At 48.3% G+C, this 17,192-nt stretch carries 14 protein-coding genes; 6 read left to right on the top strand and 8 right to left on the bottom strand.

What is annotated here, in order from left to right; all coding sequences use genetic code 11:
• Window positions 1-5 precede the first annotated feature (5 nt).
• The 4 genes from PV783_RS32200 (at window position 6) to PV783_RS32185 (ending at window position 4,151) form a co-directional block, all read left to right on the top strand.
• The gene (locus tag PV783_RS32200) at window positions 6-1,463 is read left to right on the top strand and encodes a hypothetical protein (RefSeq protein WP_420990877.1); all 1,458 of its coding nucleotides are present in this window, start codon (window positions 6-8) and stop codon (window positions 1,461-1,463) included.
• 109 nt (window positions 1,464-1,572) lie between these two features.
• A complete protein-coding gene (locus PV783_RS32195; RefSeq protein WP_133256192.1) occupies window positions 1,573-2,331 on the top strand; it encodes a hypothetical protein in 759 nt (252 codons plus the stop codon).
• Between the two features lie 185 nt (window positions 2,332-2,516).
• Window positions 2,517-3,320: a 3-keto-disaccharide hydrolase gene (locus PV783_RS32190; RefSeq protein ID WP_363436487.1), complete on the top strand. Its 804-nt coding sequence runs from the start codon at window positions 2,517-2,519 to the stop codon at window positions 3,318-3,320.
• 147 nt (window positions 3,321-3,467) lie between these two features.
• Entirely contained in the window at window positions 3,468-4,151 is a 684-nt protein-coding gene (locus PV783_RS32185) for a GNAT family N-acetyltransferase (protein WP_420990876.1), read from the top strand.
• Between the two features lie 10 nt (window positions 4,152-4,161).
• Here the strand turns inward: PV783_RS32185 and PV783_RS32180 are convergent, their stop codons facing one another.
• Window positions 4,162-5,121 carry a hypothetical protein gene (locus tag PV783_RS32180; RefSeq protein WP_420990875.1) on the bottom strand — a complete coding sequence of 320 codons (960 nt, stop codon included), beginning with the start codon at window positions 5,119-5,121 and terminating at the stop codon, window positions 4,162-4,164.
• Between the two features lie 145 nt (window positions 5,122-5,266).
• On the opposite strand from PV783_RS32180, the gene PV783_RS32175 reads away from it, so the two are divergent.
• Window positions 5,267-8,065 (top strand): family 78 glycoside hydrolase catalytic domain, encoded by a 2,799-nt coding sequence (locus PV783_RS32175; protein ID WP_420990874.1) that lies wholly within the window; start codon window positions 5,267-5,269, stop codon window positions 8,063-8,065.
• Between the two features lie 158 nt (window positions 8,066-8,223).
• On the opposite strand, the gene PV783_RS32170 is transcribed toward PV783_RS32175, so the two are convergent.
• Both PV783_RS32170 and PV783_RS32165 read right to left on the bottom strand, forming a co-directional pair.
• Window positions 8,224-9,495, bottom strand: a complete 1,272-nt coding sequence (locus PV783_RS32170; protein ID WP_079472137.1) for a Na+/H+ antiporter — start codon at window positions 9,493-9,495, stop codon at window positions 8,224-8,226.
• A 66-nt stretch (window positions 9,496-9,561) separates the two neighbouring features.
• A complete protein-coding gene (locus tag PV783_RS32165) occupies window positions 9,562-9,891 on the bottom strand; it encodes a hypothetical protein (protein ID WP_111578352.1) in 330 nt (109 codons plus the stop codon).
• A gap of 143 nt (window positions 9,892-10,034) precedes the next feature.
• Between PV783_RS32165 and PV783_RS32160 the strand changes: the two genes are divergently transcribed.
• Window positions 10,035-10,694, top strand: a complete 660-nt coding sequence (locus PV783_RS32160; protein WP_079472135.1) for a sigma-70 family RNA polymerase sigma factor — start codon at window positions 10,035-10,037, stop codon at window positions 10,692-10,694.
• Between the two features lie 5 nt (window positions 10,695-10,699).
• Here the strand turns inward: PV783_RS32160 and PV783_RS32155 are convergent, their stop codons facing one another.
• The 5 genes from PV783_RS32155 to PV783_RS32135 form a co-directional block, all read right to left on the bottom strand.
• Complete coding sequence (locus PV783_RS32155; RefSeq protein WP_168771369.1) at window positions 10,700-11,191, bottom strand: MarR family transcriptional regulator; 492 nt, start codon at window positions 11,189-11,191, stop codon at window positions 10,700-10,702.
• A gap of 19 nt (window positions 11,192-11,210) precedes the next feature.
• The gene (locus PV783_RS32150) at window positions 11,211-13,658 is read right to left on the bottom strand and encodes an outer membrane beta-barrel protein (protein WP_420990873.1); all 2,448 of its coding nucleotides are present in this window, start codon (window positions 13,656-13,658) and stop codon (window positions 11,211-11,213) included.
• Window positions 13,659-13,831: 173 nt separating this feature from the next.
• Window positions 13,832-14,404: a dihydrofolate reductase family protein gene (locus tag PV783_RS32145; RefSeq protein ID WP_336388390.1), complete on the bottom strand. Its 573-nt coding sequence runs from the start codon at window positions 14,402-14,404 to the stop codon at window positions 13,832-13,834.
• Window positions 14,405-14,571: 167 nt separating this feature from the next.
• A complete protein-coding gene (gene leuB, locus PV783_RS32140; RefSeq protein ID WP_079472131.1) occupies window positions 14,572-15,645 on the bottom strand; it encodes a 3-isopropylmalate dehydrogenase in 1,074 nt (357 codons plus the stop codon).
• Between the two features lie 18 nt (window positions 15,646-15,663).
• A complete protein-coding gene (locus tag PV783_RS32135; RefSeq protein WP_200817334.1) occupies window positions 15,664-17,187 on the bottom strand; it encodes an alpha-isopropylmalate synthase regulatory domain-containing protein in 1,524 nt (507 codons plus the stop codon).
• Window positions 17,188-17,192: the final 5 nt, after the last annotated feature.

Here is a 17,192-nt window from a genome sequence, read left to right as displayed (position 1 = left end):
TTTTGATGACCAGGTTTAACCTCTACGCCGCAGCTGCAACTATCCTGGCTGCCAGCGTGTTCACAGCATCTTGCAAAAAAGACGCACAACAGGCTAACCGTCCTGTGAGCGCTACCCAGATTGTGCCCGCAAATGGTGCCACGCTCAGTGGTATCTTAGGTACCGGAAAAACTATCCGTGATACCATTCACCTCACAGGTGGTACTTACCTGCTGAGCGGACTGGTATACATCGATACCCTCGATGTAATCCAGATCGATGCCGGTTCTGTTATTAAAGGAATTCCAGGTACTCCTGGTGTTAACCCAGGCGGTGGTCTGGTAGTTTCCCGCGGTGGAAAAATTGAAGCCGTTGGTACTGCTACTTCTCCGATTGTGTTTACTACCAACAGCGCATCTCCTGCTGCCGGTCAAACAGCTGGTATTATCATCCTCGGAAGAGCTACTACCAACAACGGCGATACTTCCAAAGTGGAAGGTATTGGTGGTATTCCTCCATTGACTCCTTACTACGGTGGTTCTGTTGATACAGACAATTCAGGTAAACTGAAATATGTTCGTATCGAGTACGCAGGTTTTGAACTGGCAACAGACAACGAAATCAACGGTCTTACTCTGGCCGGCGTTGGTAGCGGAACTGAAATCGACTTCGTAGAAGTGTACAAAGCTGCTGATGATGGTATCGAATTCTTTGGAGGTACTGTAAATGCAAAACACCTGGTAGTTGTTAACCCGCTGGACGATGGTCTGGATTTTGACAACGGTTACCGTGGCCGCATTCAGTATGCACTGGTAGTAGAAGATTCTACCCGCGCAGACAAGAGTGCCTCTAATGGTATTGAATCAGACAACAACAAATTTGGTCAGCCACTTTTGCCGGTTACTAAACCGCTGATTGCCAACCTGACTATCATTGGCCTGCCTAACCAGGCCCTGGCTACTAAAACCACTTTCGCGCCTTCTGGTACCGGTAAATACGGTGTAGCAGCGCAGTGGAGAAGAAGCAGCCGCTTTGAAGTGTACAACTCTGTATTCCTCGGCTTTAACAATGGTATTTTGCTGGACAACACCGTTCCAACCGGTGGTACTGCAGCAGACCAGACTACTCAGCAGAGATATAGCGATGGTACTTCAATCATTAAAAACAACATGGTACATGCTTTCAACCTGGCATTTACCAGCAGCCCTGCATATGCCGGTACTAAACCGTACCCTGATGGCGTTGACAACAACACTTCATATGTAGCTGCTGATCCGAACGCTTCCCTCAAACTGGTGAATCCGTTCAACAGAGGTATTGCTGGCTTCTACATGCCTAGAACAGGTGCTCCTACCGTTGCATCTCCTGCTTTAACCGGCGGTTTAACTACTGGTTTACCTGCAGGTTTAACCGGTACTACCTACAGAGGCGCATTTGATGGCACCAACAACTGGGCCAGCGGATGGACTGTCTTTGCTTACTAATTATTCTTTATGGCGTGGCTGGTCTGTTTTACAGATCAGCCACTTTTAATCAACGTTTTATAAAATGAGGTATTCTACTGTAATGTTTTTGTTGTGCATATTATTGGGTATGCAGCTGTTATCTTGTAAAAAAGGAACTGTGCTTGAAGGCGAGAAATTTGTGGAAGTTTATATTCCCTTTGTGATCCAAACCGGTGACACGCTTGACTTATATATAGATGGGAAACTGGCACAAACACAAACAACAAACAGAAGATTTTTTAACGTAGTACTGAAACAAAAGGAGCAGTTAAATATCAGTATCCATAAAGCAGGTGCTGCTGAGGCATTGGTTGATACTACTGTAACGGTTAAAACAGATAGAGTGTCACTTAGTTATGCTTATGATCCTACGCTGGGATTTAACCGCTTTGTAAACCCGGGTGATTTTGACCGCCCATCCAGCGATAGTATCGCTTTCATCCTTGTTAATAATTATACCGGATTTGGCTCCGGGAAAATAAATGTTACTATCTATCGCAATAACAGTAAAGACTACACGGCTAATCCAGCTGATTCCGTTACTACCATAAAAAATATTGCCCTGGGCGCCATGTCGGAGAAATTTGTGTTGCCCGCTTATAGCGCTGACGGAACCAGGAATTTGTATGTTGGTGTTGTCCGCGACGCTGTTAGTGGTATGGATGGTTATGGAGAATATAACGCAGATTACGGCCCCGCTAATGGTGCCTATCTTTTCATAAATGATGATGCTACCAGTAGTGCAGCAAACGGGTTAATTAATGGTATTGCTATTAAGTCCCTTATTTATGATAGTGGCTCAAAAATTTATAATCTACCTGACGCATCAATTGCATTCCAGTTGTAATACCCCATCGCCTGGCCCTCCGCCAGGCTTTTTTTTCTCCTCCCGGCAAATAAATCCCTCCCAATCATACAGTTTATTTACTTTTCTGTCCGTTTTATTTTATTTTAACAGCAATCCGGTGGTGTTATACAACCAGCGGGCAGCCGGAAAAAAGAGAAATGAAAATAAAACCTCTGATTATTTATATGAACAAAACCCGTACGTTACGTAAACTGCTGATGATGGCACTGCTGGCAGGCAGTATTTCCTGCAATGAAGCAAAAAAACAGGATAAGAAACCCGAATGGGTGTCCCTGTTTAATGGAAAAGATATCAACGACTGGATCGTGAAAATCCATCACCACGAAACAGGAGAGAACTTCGGAAATACTTTCCGGGTGGAAGACAGTATCATCAAAATACGCTACGACCAGTACGGCGATTTTAACGATCAGTTCGGGCATCTCTACTACAAACAACCCTTCTCGCATTATCATCTCAAATTTGAATACCGGTTTGTGGGAAAATGGTATCCGTCTGCACCGGAATATACCCTGCTGAACAGCGGCGTGATGTTTCACTCCCAGGACCCACGCACCATGCCTAAAGAACAGGATTGGCCCATCTCCGTGGAAATGCAGCTGCTGGCCGGTTTGGGAGATGGAAAACCACGACCCACGGGTAACATGTGTTCCCCTGGCACCAATGTGGTATACAAAGGAAAACTGGACGAAACGCATTGTATCGAATCTACCTCCAAAACATATGATGGTGAGCAGTGGGTGAGGGGCGAACTGATTGTACTCGGCGATTCCCTGATCACACATATCATCAACGGCGATACGGTATTGCAGTATTCCAAACCGCAGATTGGCGGCGGCGTGGTAAAGAACTACGACTCTACCATTAAAGTTGATGGCAAGCTGCTTTCCAAAGGCTTTATTGCCCTGCAAAGCGAAGGTCAACCCGTTGATTTCAGAAGAATAGAAATATTAAACCTGGAACACTAACAGGTATAAAAAGAAAGGCGGTTTCCTCCAAAGGGAACCGCCTTTTTATAGGGGATACTTCCTGAAAAATATATCCGTTCACGTTAGCACCCGACAAAAAATATCCCGCTCCGGTTATTTCTTCTGATAAATACATAATTTAGCCCCATGAAGGAAACCATTTTAGACAACCCCGCCTGGGGTGCGTTAACCAGTGAGCATGCACACTTTGCACAAGGAACAGACCAGGCTAAAAGATACCGCCGGGAAATTGCGCCCTTTATTGCCGCCAGGCAAACGAACAACGACAGCATTGCAGCACTGGATACGCTGATCGATGCCGGGGAAACATTCTATATCATCGGCGAATTGCCTGTATTACCAGATAGCTGGACCGTAGAAAATGAACTGCCCTGCGCCCAGATGGTGCGGAGAACTATGCCCCCACCTTTATCAGAAGAAGACGCGGCAATGGTTTCCCTGCTGGGACCGGAAGACGCCGGCGATATGTATGAACTGATCAATAGCATCCAGCCCGGCTTTTTCAATCACGGTACCCGCCTGATGGGCAATTACTATGGCATCCGGCACAACGGTCAACTCATCGCTATGGCCGGCGAGCGGATGCAGCTAACCGGGTTTACAGAATTAAGCGCTATTTGCACGCACCCGGAGCATACCGGCCGCGGATATGCGCAAAAGCTGATTACACAGTTATGTTATCAGCACGCCGGTGCGGGCATTACCTCTTTTTTACATGTAACCCGGACCAATGAACGTGCAGTGCGTTTGTATGAGCACATGGGCTTTGAACAGAGAAAGAATATCAGTTTTTTCCGGGTGAAGAAGTAGGGAGATGGGACTACTTCCCATACACCGCCTGCGTAATAAAATAAATATTCAGCAGCACATACACCAGCAGCACCACTATCGATAACCCGATATCCAGCCGGCGGCTCTGCCTGAATTTATCCGCTTTAATGAGCTGCAACGACCATGCAGACGAAGTGATCACCACAAAAATAAAGAACAGGGTGATGCCATGCAGGGTATCCACCAGTGTAAAAGTGGTGGAGTCGGGGAGGGAAGAATCAATAATGTATTTGTTACCAATGGCCGCAAACAGCGACCCAACGCCCAATCCAAACCGGGAATCAATATTGTCGGGGTGTATATAAAAACAGATATACGCAATCAGGAAAGAAACGTACATACCGAGAAACATCTTCCAGAACAACTGGGTGGCATCTCTGCTGATTCCTATTCTCACGGTAAAATTACTGTATTCTGTATGAGGACTGGGAATGTTGTTGTCGCCAAAGGCAGTTTCATAGGCTTTTGTACCAGTGTTTATCCGGAAGCTGTCGATAGTCCATCCTCTCAGCGTAAAGCGGGGATCGAAATGTTTACCCAGCGAATCCACCGAAAATACCAGTGATTTGGAATCGAACTGGGAGTTTTCAATAGAAAACCGCAACCGCTGCCGGTCGAAGGGAAAGTTGTTGATGCGCCAGGAATCTTTCATCACGCATTGCAGTTTCATCAGCAAATAAATCCGGCCATTGGAGGAGTCGATGGTGGAGTAGGATTTTGTAAAAGTTTTGGCCTGCGGGATTTCCAGGTTCTGTACAAAATCGAATTGTTTATTTTTATAGGTGAGCCATAACCAGAGGTTCACGGTAAACTCACTTTGTTTGAAGTCGATATCATGGATGCTGGTAATGTATATGCCGGTTTTAACCGTATCTGGCGGCTCCTGGCGGGCAATAGCGGGAAGGATCCATAAAATAAGGCAGTAGAACAGCAGCAGTGATTTTTTCATTCACGCATCCTTTAGGAGTAAGTAGAAAGAAGTCTTGTATAAAGATACAATTCTCCCGGCAGTTATCAGCTGCAGGATAGTACAGGTTGCCCGGACAAATTTTTAACTTTAAGTTCACCCGCGTAAAAAGCGTCGTTTATCCGTTATGAAAAACAGGTTTCCCCTTTTGCTGTTGCTGGTATTATGCACCACCGCTATCTGCGCCAGGGGGCAGTCGTCCGTACTGCCCGTGAATCTCCGTTGTGAGTACCTGGTCAATCCTCTTGGCATCGATGAGCTGCAACCCCGCCTGGGCTGGACATTGCAGGCCACCGATTCCAATGCCTATGGGCAAAGACAAACGGCATACCGTATCCTGGTGGCATCCACGGCAAAGGAGCTGGAAAGCAATAAAGGCACGGTATGGTCCACGGGGTGGGTAACTACAGACGATATGCAGCATATCGACTACAAAGGCAGGCCCCTGCGGGAGGATCAGCGGTACTACTGGAAAGTAAGCGTAAAGGACGAGAAGGGGCGTGTATCAGACTGGAGTTCCACCGCTACCTGGACTACCGGTTTGCTGCAACCCGGCAGCTGGAAAGCTACATGGATAGGCTCGGACGAGATTTTTGATCCACGCCAGCGGGATTGCAATATTGCTGACCCCTGGCTGCGGAAAACATTTGACCTCACAGAACAGCCACAGAAAGCCAATATCTTTATTGCCTCTGTAGGATTTCATGAATTGTATGTGAATGGAAAAAAGATAGGCGACGGCGTGATGGCCCCGGCAGTTACCAATCATGTGAAAAGGGCGCGCTATGTGACCTACGATATTGCGTCGGCACTGCATCCCGGGAAAAATGTGGTCACCCTCTGGCTCGGTACCTCCTGGTCTATCTTCGGGCCCTATATTGCGCCAGGCAAGCCGCAAACGCCTATCGTGATAGCACAGGCCGCCATTTATAATAAGGACGCGGCAACACCTGCCGTGTTCCTTAAAACAGACCGCACCTGGCTCACACATCCCAGTCCCAATAAACTCCTCGGCGTATGGGACTCCAACCGCATGGGCGGCGAGTTGTGGGATGCCAGTAAAGAGATAGACAACTGGAACACCATCCAGGCCGATGAAAGCACCTGGCGCGCAGCCACGGAATACCATCCCCGTTTGCTGCTGTCGGCACAAATGACGGAGCCCAATAAAGTAATGAACGAAATAACACCCGTGGCGGTTGTAGCCCGCCCGGATGGGAGTTTTCGTGTAGACATGGGCGTGAATTTCGCCGGCTGGACCGCCATCCGCGTAAAAGGACAACCCGGCGACCGGATCGATTTTCAGTTCTCCGAAAGGGAACAGATGGATATGACCTTTGGACTGCACAGCGCCTTTATCATCGGCAAAGAAGGACACGGTGAATTCCGCAATCATTTTAACTACAGCTCCGGCCGGTGGATTACGATCCGCGGACTGAAATACAAACCCTCCCCGGACGATATCCGCGGCTGGCTGGTACGCACGGCCTATGAACCCGCTACTACCTTCGCCTGCTCGGATTCGTTACAGAACTGGATCTACGACCGGGTACGCTGGACTTACGAAAACCTGTCACTCGGCGGGTATGTGGTGGATTGCCCGCAGCGCGAACGCCTCGGCTACGGCGGCGATGCACACGCTACCTGCGAAACGGGCATGTTCAACTACCACCTCGGCGCCTTTTATACCAAATGGATGGAAGACTGGCGCGACGTGCAGGGAACCGAATCCATTGTAGGCAACATGTATGATACCGCCTGGGCACACAAAGGATTGATGAGTGGCCGGTATTTGCATAAAGGCATTCTGCCACATACGGCGCCCACCTTTATGGGCGGCGGTGGCCCTTCCTGGGGTGGCATCTGCGTATCGCTGCCCTGGTTCCTGTACCAGCAGGAGGGCGATAGAAGGGTGCTGGAAAAGAATTTTGAGATGATAAAAAACTGGCTGGCTTTTTTGGATACACAAACGAAAGATCACCTGCTCATGAGGTTTGGCGGCCCCTGGGACTTCCTGGGCGACTGGCTCTGGCCGGGCGCTACCGCCGAAGGCATGAATAACGATAAACCACAAACGGTTTGCCTCAATAACTGTTACCGCGTATTTAACCTCCGCACCGCCGCAAAAATTGCGCGGGTATTGGGTAAAAATACTGCCGCCGTGCAATGGGAACAACAGGCTGCGGAGGCCAGTAACGCTATCAACGCAAAGTTTTACAATGCCGCTGATCACAGTTATTCCGACAGCTCTATGGCCAATCTGGCCGCAGCCTTGCTGGCAGAAGTGCCACCACCGGCACAGCGGGCTGCTGTAATGAAAAGACTTGAAACAGAGATCCTCATCAACCGCAAAGGCCATATTCATGTAGGCATTACCGGTGGCGCGCTCCTGTTCAAACTCCTGCGTGATGAAGGCCGCGATGATCTTATTTACAGCATGACCTCGCAAACCACCTATCCCGGCTGGGGTTACATGAAAGCCAACGGCGCCACTACTATCTGGGAAATGTGGGAGAAAGATTTGCCCGGTCATTCACTCCTGCACAGTTCCTATCTTTACCCGGGCGCATGGTATATTAACGGGGTAGCCGGCATACGCCGCGATCCACAGTCAGGGAAAGGTTTCCGCCATTTTGTGATCCGCCCGCCGCTGTTAACGGCTTCCCAACTGAGCTGGGCGCATGCCTCCTTTGCCTCTTCCGCAGGCGAAATCAAAACGGCGTGGCAACGCACTGCCGGCGGCATTACCCTGCAGGTAACCGTTCCTCCCAATTGCACGGCAACCGTGGAACTCCCGGAGGCGGAAGGCGCGCAGGTAAAAGAAAGCAGCGGGCATATGAAAAAGAAAGGAACCAGGAATGGCTATACGCTGTTTGAACTGCCTGCAGGCAATTATACCCTGCGCAGTATGTCATCTCCCGGATAAAAAAAATGGAAGTATTAGCGGGCGCAGCATTATTGGTAGTGCATGGATAGTGCATGGATAGTGCATCAATAGTGCATGAGGAGTGCATGCGAACAGTATGGATAGTCCATGAGATACCCATGTCCGAAGCATGCCCGACGCATCCGCGAAGTAATCAATCAGTGCTGCGGCTTCTTATTGTCTGCCGGGGAGAGTTTTACAGCTTTTACAATCCAGGGTAAAGAAATGCCCTGCCCGATAAGGGTAAACAGCACCACCACCACGGAAATAAATATGATCGCATTCCGCTCCGGGAACGGCGCATCGTCTTTCAGCGTCAATGGCAGGCCGATGGCAATAGCCAGCGACACAATACCCCGCATACCGGACCAGCTGATGATCAGGCTGTTCTTGAAATCCAGCAGGGCGTTTTCAGTGATCCGGCCCTTACCCTTTTTGAAGGCCTGGTCTAAATTGATCTGTTGGAGAAATACCCTGCCCATACGTAACAACAGGGCGGCTACTGTAATAATAAACCCATAGCCGATATAGGGCAGGATCTGGTGACTGGGGATACTTTTAATGATATAGGGAAATTGCAGCCCGATAATAATAAAGATCAGCCCGTTCAGCAGGAAGATGATAATATCCCATATAGACCTGGACTGCTGCTTTAATTTCTCCGGGAAAACCTTCCCGCTGATCCTTGCAATCACCAGCCCCAGCACCACTACAGCAATTACACCGGATACATGCAGCTCTTCTGCCAGCAGGTAGGTAACAAAAGGCATGAGCAGCATAAAGCTGATGGTAACCAGGTCGTTTTTATGCACCCTTTTCAGGATCACGGCCAGTATCCTGCCCACTACTATGCCCGCCAGTACGCCGCCCGCCATCAGTATAAAAAATTCCAGCGTAGCCTTCCAGAATACAAAGGCGGTACCTGTGGCCGCCGCAATGGCAAAGCGATAGGTTACCAGTGCGGAAGCATCATTGATCAGGCTTTCCCCTTCAAGGATGGTGATGGTTTTATGTGAAAGTCCCAGTCCTTTGGTAATGCTCATGGCCGCCACGGCATCTGTGGCCGACAGGATAGCGCCCAGCACAAAAGCCAGTGGCCAGCTCATGCCGGGAATAAGATAATGCGCAATCACTGCTACAGCGCCCGCTGTTAAAAATACCAGGCCAATGGCCAGCGTGCCAATGGTGTTGAAGTGGGTTTTAAATTCCTGTGGGGAGATGTTAAACGCAGCATCATACAGCAATGGCGGGAGAAATATCAGGAACACAATATCAGGGTTCAGCGTAATATTTGGCAGGGCAGGAATAAATCCAATGCCTATTCCCGCAGAAATCAGCAGCACCGGGTAGGGTAACTTTATCTTGTCTGCCACCGCAGACAGCACAATCATAATGGCCAGTATAAAAATGACGATGCTGTAATTCTCCATAACATTTGTTTGGTTGCAAATGTATAGTTTTAATGAGATTAGCAACATACGTCACAGATGCCGGTATCAGGATGCTTTACTGATTTGTTGTTCCCGCCATTTGATAAACATAATGTGATAGGCAAATTCGAGGTAAAGATGATCGTCCAGCATTTCCAGGAGCAGCATTTTCCGTTTGGCGTTCTCTCCATTGGTTTGTTTGATATGATCGTATTGCGCCAGTTGCTCCTGTAGCGCAGCTTCCATTGATTTTAACAATGCCGGAAACGCCGTAATAGAGGTACCGGTGATCAGTTTTCCTTTCGCCGTTTTCTTCAGCTCCTGGATTTTCTGATGGGTTAGCTCCGGCATTTTTATGCCGGGAAGATGAAAAATGTTATCTGGTTTCATAGCCATGCGCTACACGATTGGGTTATATTGAAAATAGGGGCCGTTAACAGGCCCTATAGTAATTAGAGTATAAAAAATTCAAATGGTTACAAAATCCCATAAAAGTTTTTTGTAACTTCTCCACCGATTAATCATCTAATAAATGAAGAATGACCACACTGCCGCAAACCGACATTGAAATTGACAACGAGTTAATCTCTAAAGTACTGGCCGGGGAAGAGCGGCTGTATGAGCAGCTGATGCGACGTCACAACGCCCGCCTGTTCCGCATAGGAATGACGATGCTGGACAACGATATGGATGTGGAGGATATGATGCAGAACACCTATATCAATGCCTATCATAACCTCGATAAGTTTAGAAAGGAATCGGCTTTCGGTACCTGGCTTACACGGATTATGATTAATGAATGCAGTCAGTTGCTCAAAAAGAAAAGCCGGTCAGGCAGTGAGGATATATCTGTATTAGATGATCATCACCCGGCAAATGCTGCCGGTATAAAAGAGTCGCCCGTGGCAAAAGTTATCGATAAGGAGTTGGGAAGGGTAATGGAACTGGCCCTGCTGCAGATTCCCGAAAAGTACCGCCTGGTATTTGTAATGCGGGAAGTGGAAGGTTTAAACGTAGCAGCTACCGCTGCTGCCTTGAATATCTCCACGGTAAATGTAAAGGTCCGGTATATCAGGGCACGGCTCATGCTGCGCGGCAAGATCTCCGATTACTATAAAAACGACCTCGTATTTCCATTCCATCTTATCCGCTGCGACAGAGTGGTTAACCATGTATTGGATAAACTGGGTATTAGATAACCGGCTCACCTGGCAGATTGCTCTACCAGGCTCACCTTAATACGCTTATACATACTTCTTTCATCGAGCGATTTCTCCAGCTCCGATAAAAGCTGCAAAAGGTCTGCGCTGGCTTCGGCCAGCCATTTCCGGTTTTCTTCTTTGATCACCTGCAAAACAGGACCGATCTTTTTATGCATTTGCTTACCGGCAAGCGTCAGGGAAATAAGCCGTCTCCGCGCATCTTTGGCATCGGGCGCTGTTTTAATAAGACCATGCGCCTGCATCTGCTCCGCAAACTGTACTACCGCAGCATGACTCAGCTGCAACGAAGAAGAGATCTCCGTAATAGCCATCACTTTTTCACGGCTCAGCAATTCCAGGATCAGGTACCATTTTGCTTCAAAGTCCAGATCCGATTCTTTGTATATCTGGCTCACGTCCTGCGACAAGCGTTCTGCCAGCCGTTTTAAACGGGTGGCCAGGGCCAGTTCTTCCAGTTCGGTAACTAAGTTCATGCAATAAATGTATAAATTTTTATCCTGCCCTGCGCTTTTCCTCTTCGGCGCCGCCGGTCTTCCTTTTGATGTTACCGGCGCCATTCCCGCCAAATTTATAATTGAAGGTGAGCGTGGCTACACGAGTATCCCTTTTCTGCTTAAATGTTTCGCCATAGCCGGTAAGCCGGGTCACTGCATTGGTTTGATTGGTAAAGAAAATATCGGCTATGTTTATTTTTACAGATGCCTTCCGGTTCCATAACTGCCGCTGCGCACCGGCATTTACAAACCAGAAACTGCCTATGTCCAGGAAGCCGTAGTACGACCGGCTTTCATAACTGCCAGTTACTTCAATGGTGGTCACCGGATTTAAAGTGATGGTGTTCACCGAATTGAAATTGAAAGATACCCTGCTCACATTAAGATCCGTATTCACCAGGTTACCGCTGTAGCGGCCGTAATACACCAACGCGGTATTAGTGCTGCTCAGCCATTTGCGGATATTTACAGGGAAGCCAAAGCTGAGATTATAATAATCGTACTTCGCCAGGTTCCTGCCGGTTTGGATCACCGCACCCGGTGCTTCATCCGGTGATAATACGGTAAGGATGTTATCACGGGTACGGCTATACCCTAATTTAGTGGTGTACTGCTGCCGGAAGGTATGGGTTACTTCAAAGGAGTTGGTGAGTTCCGGCAACAGGAAAGGATTTCCGGCGGAAGAAGTCAGCGGGTCCAGGAATACTTTAAAGGGATTCAGCTCGCGGTAGGAGGGCCGGTCAATTCTGCGGCTCACCGAAAGCCCGAGGTCGTGCGTGGCGTTGAATTCATAGCCTGCATAGCCGCTGGGAAACAGCTGGGTGTAGTTCCGGTTAAACGTTTCCGCATTGGTTACCTGGGATCCGTCGGCCCGTGTATTTTCCACCCGCAGGCCCAGCTGCATGCTTAAACGCTTCCATTTTTTGGAAGCATTTACATACGCCGCATTGATGTTTTCTTTATAAATAAAACGGTTGCTTTTGCCTTTGTCCAAAACATTGCCGCCATTGCTTCTGTCAAAAAACTGCACGTCATTATCTGATTTCACCCAGCTGCTTTTAACGCCTGCATCCAGTTTGGCGCCAATCACTTTCAGGGGTTGCGTGTAGTCTACTTTCACAGAGCGGATACTCAGCTCACCATTTAAGTCGCCAAAAAGCGCATACGGTGTTTTGCTTTCCACCTGCCGGATATCGTAGTAGCGGGTAATATAATTTTGTTTTTCGGAAGAGGAAAAACGGGCGTAGTCCAGGTCGGCGGTGAGTTCCCGCCCGCTGGTATCCAGCGTGTGTTTGTAATTCAGGTTGATGCTCCGGTTGTTCCTGCCGGGATAGTTATCACCCAGTGTAATAAAGGAACCCGTATTTGCCTGGTGCGCATCAACAGATTGGGCTACACTATGGGTAGTGATGTTACTGGCATTGAACATGCCATTGGCAGCAAAACCCACCACCACATTTTTACTGATGTTGTAATCAGCTCCCAAACGCACATTGTGATTGTTGTTCCGGAACTTGAAAAAGTTCTGGTAGTTGTTGCCGCCGGTATAGGCATTGTTTTCATCATAAAACTGCCGGTAAATGGTAAGATCATTCAGCTCTTCCCGGTAGTTGTAATTATAAGAACCAAAAATATTGAGGTGTTGGTGTTTGCTGTTGAAGTTGAAAGATGGATTTACTTTGGGATACCTGCCCTGGCTCAGGCTGAGAGACGCATTCCCGTTGGTGCCGGATTTCTTTCCTTTCTTCAGCCGGATGTCGATAATACCGGCGTTGCCGGCGGCATCGTATTTAGCAGAAGGGTTGGTGATCAGGTCGATCGTTTCAATCTGGCTGGCCGACATATTCCGCAGCATATTGGCCAGGTCCTGCCCCGACATGGGCACCTGTTTGCCATCTATCATAATCAGCACGCCCTGCCTGCCACGCATGGCAATATTATCGTTCTGGTCAATGGTAATGCCAGGCGCCTTTTCCAGTACTTCCAGCGCCGTGCTGCCGGCGGCGGAAATGGAACCTTCCACATTCAGTACGGTTTTGTCGTATTGCTGCTGGATAAAGGGTTTCACCGCTGTCACCGATGTTTCTTTTAAAGCGGTGGACTTCACCTGCAACGGGATAGTACCGGCCGTGGTATTTTTTTCATGCCGGAACGGGGCGGATTCATATCTCCCGAAAATCATACTCTGTGTAGCAATCACATAACTGCCCGCGGGTATTTGCTCAAAGGTAAACCTGCCGGTGCTGTCGGCGTATTCAATTTTTACCATCTTCTTATCCGTGGCGTTCAGCAATTGTATCACCACGTCTTTCAGCAACGCAGGGTCATCGGCACGAAGCTGGCCGCTGATGGTAAAACCCTGGGCTTTCACCTGCGAAAAGCAGGTATTTATGTAAGTGGTGACGGAAATTATCAGGGCAATAAAAAAGACCGTTTTCTTTTTCATCTGTAGGGGTTTATTTCCTGCTAATGTATATTATTAGCGCAATTTATATGCTATAACGGGAGTGTTATTACAGGAAATATAGGTATGTACTTACCGGATGTTTTAGAAGATGATGAACGGTAAATATACAAACGGCTGATAGATCCTATCAGCCGTTCATATTCTAAAGAGATTTATTTTTTCTCGTAGTGCAAACACACTACGCCCGAATCAGGGAAGGCCGTACTTGCCACTAATTTCAGGGCTACGCGTTCCTTAATATCTTTAAACAGCGGAATGCCTTCGCCTAATAGTACGGGGTTTACAAACAGCCAGAATTCATCTACCAGGTGGTGTTGCATGAGCGACTGGGTAGCGCCCGGGCTGCCAAACATGATAATTTCTTTGCCGGGCAGTTGTTTCAGGGCATTGATTTTTCCGGAGAGGAGGTCATTGCTGATCACCGTGGTTTTGTCTTTCGGTACTCCCTTCATCGTGTTGGACAGCACTATTTTATCTACCTGGTTGTACCAGGTGGAATGTTCAATATCATGCTTGCTGGCATTGGGTTGGTCGGCGGCGGTAGGCCAGTAGCTGTCCATCATTTCGTAGGTCACCCTGCCATATAAGGCGGTATCTGCTTCGTTGGTACGTTGTGCGGCGAAATCAAATATTTCATCGCCAACACTGATCCAGTCCATTTCTCCGGCAGGTCCGGCTACAAAACCATCCAGGGAAACATGCATGAAGGAAACTATTCTTCTCATAATGATATGTTTTTAAGTACATCACAAACATACCCCGGAAATTGAATACCTGTGTGGTGCAATTCTGACATTTATGGGCGGGATTCCGTCAGGGTTATTATTGTTCGGCTATAAAACAACAAAGCCTCCCGGAGGGAGGCATTTGTTTTATAGATTGTCAGTATTGCCTACAGTAATTTCAGCACTTCTTCTCCCATTGCGTTGGTACCCAGTATTTTATCGGCCGGTGTTTGCTTGTCGGCGATATCCCCGGTACGGAAGCCTGCTTTCAATACGCCGTCCACGGCGCTGATCACGGCTTCTGATTCTGCCTTCATACCAAAGGAGATATCCAGTAACAGGGCAGCAGATAGGATAGAGGCCAGCGGGTTGGCTACGCCTTTACCGGTAATATCGTGCGCGGAGCCATGAATGGGTTCATACACGCCTGTACCATCGCCAATAGAGGCGGAGGCCAGCATACCCATTGATCCGGCTATCTGCGACGCTTCATCGGTCAGGATGTCGCCAAACAGGTTGGCAGTAACCACCACATCAAAACGGCGCGGGTCCTTGATCAGCAACATCGCAGTGGCATCCACAAACTGGTGTTCCACTTCCACGTCAGGATATTCCAATGCTACCTTCTGCACTACTTCCCGCCAGAGACGCGAAGTTTCAATAACATTGGCTTTATCAACGGAACAGAGTTTTTTCCTCCTGGTTCTTGCCGCGTCAAAAGCTTTGCGGGCAATGCGTTCTACTTCATAGCGACTGTATTCCGCTATGTCGTACGCCGTGTCGCCGTTATTCTTTCTGCCTTTCTCACCAAAGTAAATGTCGCCGGTCAGTTCACGGAAGAACAGGATATCGGCGCCCTTTAATATTTCGGGTTTGATGCTGGATGCGCCCAGTAATTCATCAAATAATTTAATCGGGCGGAGGTTGGCATACAGCCCCAGCTCTTTGCGCATTTTCAGCAGGCCTTGTTCGGGTCTTACTTTGGCAGAAGGATCGTTATCATATTTAGGATGACCTACCGCGCCAAACAGCACGGCATCTGATTTACGCATCTTTTCCAGCGATTCGTCCGGTAACGGGTTGCCGGTGGCTTCAATGGCTACGTGGCCTATCAGCGCTTCATCATAAGTAAAGGTGTGCCCGAATTTCGCAGCAATCTTATCCAATACTTTTTTTCCTACTGCAGTTACTTCCTGTCCGATTCCATCACCCGGAACTATTAAAATATGTTTGGTAGCCATTCAGTTGTTATTGATAGTTTAGATTAGGTTCAGCATTTTTTGTGTGGCCTTAATGGCAGATACGGTCTGGTCGCTGTCCAGTCCCCGGGTTTTGAACTCTTTGTTGTTCAGGCTCCAGGTAATAATGGTTTCGCACAACGCATCGCTTTTACCGCCGGGAGGAATGCGCACTGCGTAATCCGCCAGTGTGGGCAGGTCGCGCTTCAGCTTTTTGTATACCTTCTTTAATGCGTTCATAAATGCATCGTACTGGCCATCGCCCTGTGAATGTTCCTCGAATACTTCCCCGTTAATGGAGATCTTCACGGTAACAGAAGGGTTCAGGTTTTTGGAGTGGGTGAGCACATAGTTTTCTACGGTCACTTTTTCCTCGATCCGGTTGCTGTCCAGCACATCAGAAATGATATAAGGCAGATCCGCCTGCGTAAGCACTTCTTTCCGGTCGCCCAGCTCGATGATCCGCTGCGTTACCTTTTTCAGATCGGGGTCCGACAGTTTAATGCCCAGCTGTTGCAGGTTGTTTTCAATATTGGCTTTGCCGCTGGTTTTACCCAGTGCATATTTGCGGGTACGGCCAAAACGTTCCGGCATCAGGTCACTGAAGTACAGTTTATTTTTTTTGTCGCCATCCGCGTGAATACCGGCTGTTTGGGTAAACACGTTTTCTCCCACAATCGGTTTATTCACCGGGATGCGGAATCCTGAAAAGGTTTCCACCAGCTTGCTCACGGTATACAATGAGGTTTCGGCCACGGAGGTTTTTACTTCCGGTAAAAAGTCATTTAATACAGCGATGGCGCTGGCCAGCGAAGCGTTACCTGCTCTTTCGCCCATGCCGTTAATGGTGAGGTGAATGCCATGTGCGCCTGCTTTTACGCCTTCCAGTACGTTGGCGGTGCCGAGGTCGTAATCGTTGTGCGCATGAAAATCGAAATGACTTTTCGGATAGCGTTGCACGATCTCCGTAACAAATTCCTTTACTTCATCAGGTGTGAGTACGCCCAATGTATCCGGCAGCATGATCCTTTTTACGGGTACCTTCTGGAGAAAGTCGAGGTACTGGAATACATATTCCCTGGAGTGTCGCATACCGTTGCTCCAGTCTTCCAGGTACACATTGCATTCCAGTCCTTTTTTATTGGCCAGTGCAATCACGGCAGCTACTTCTGCGAAATGTTCCGCGGGCTTTTTCTTTAACTGGTGGGTTAAATGATTAAGCGAGCCTTTGGTGAGCAGGTTCATTACTTTGGCGCCGGCTTTCAGCATCCATTCTACGGAAACGTCGCCATCCACAAAGGTGAGTACTTCCACTTTGTTCAAAAAGCCGTTGGCTTTGGCCCATTTGGTAATTGCCTTTACCGCAGTAAATTCACCCTCTGAAACCCGGGCGGAGGCAATTTCAATCCTGTCAACCTTTACCTCTGTCAGTAAAAGCTGTGCAATGGTTAGTTTCTCTGATGGCGAAAAAGATACTCCGCTGGTTTGTTCACCATCACGGAGTGTGGTGTCCATTATTTCAACGTGGCGCTGGGTCACTGGCATAATAC

The sequence above is a fragment of the Chitinophaga sp. CC14 genome (assembly GCF_048957795.1).
GTDB classification, from domain to species: Bacteria; Bacteroidota; Bacteroidia; order Chitinophagales; family Chitinophagaceae; genus Chitinophaga; species Chitinophaga ginsengisegetis.
This window is presented reverse-complemented; position numbering and strand designations above follow the sequence as displayed.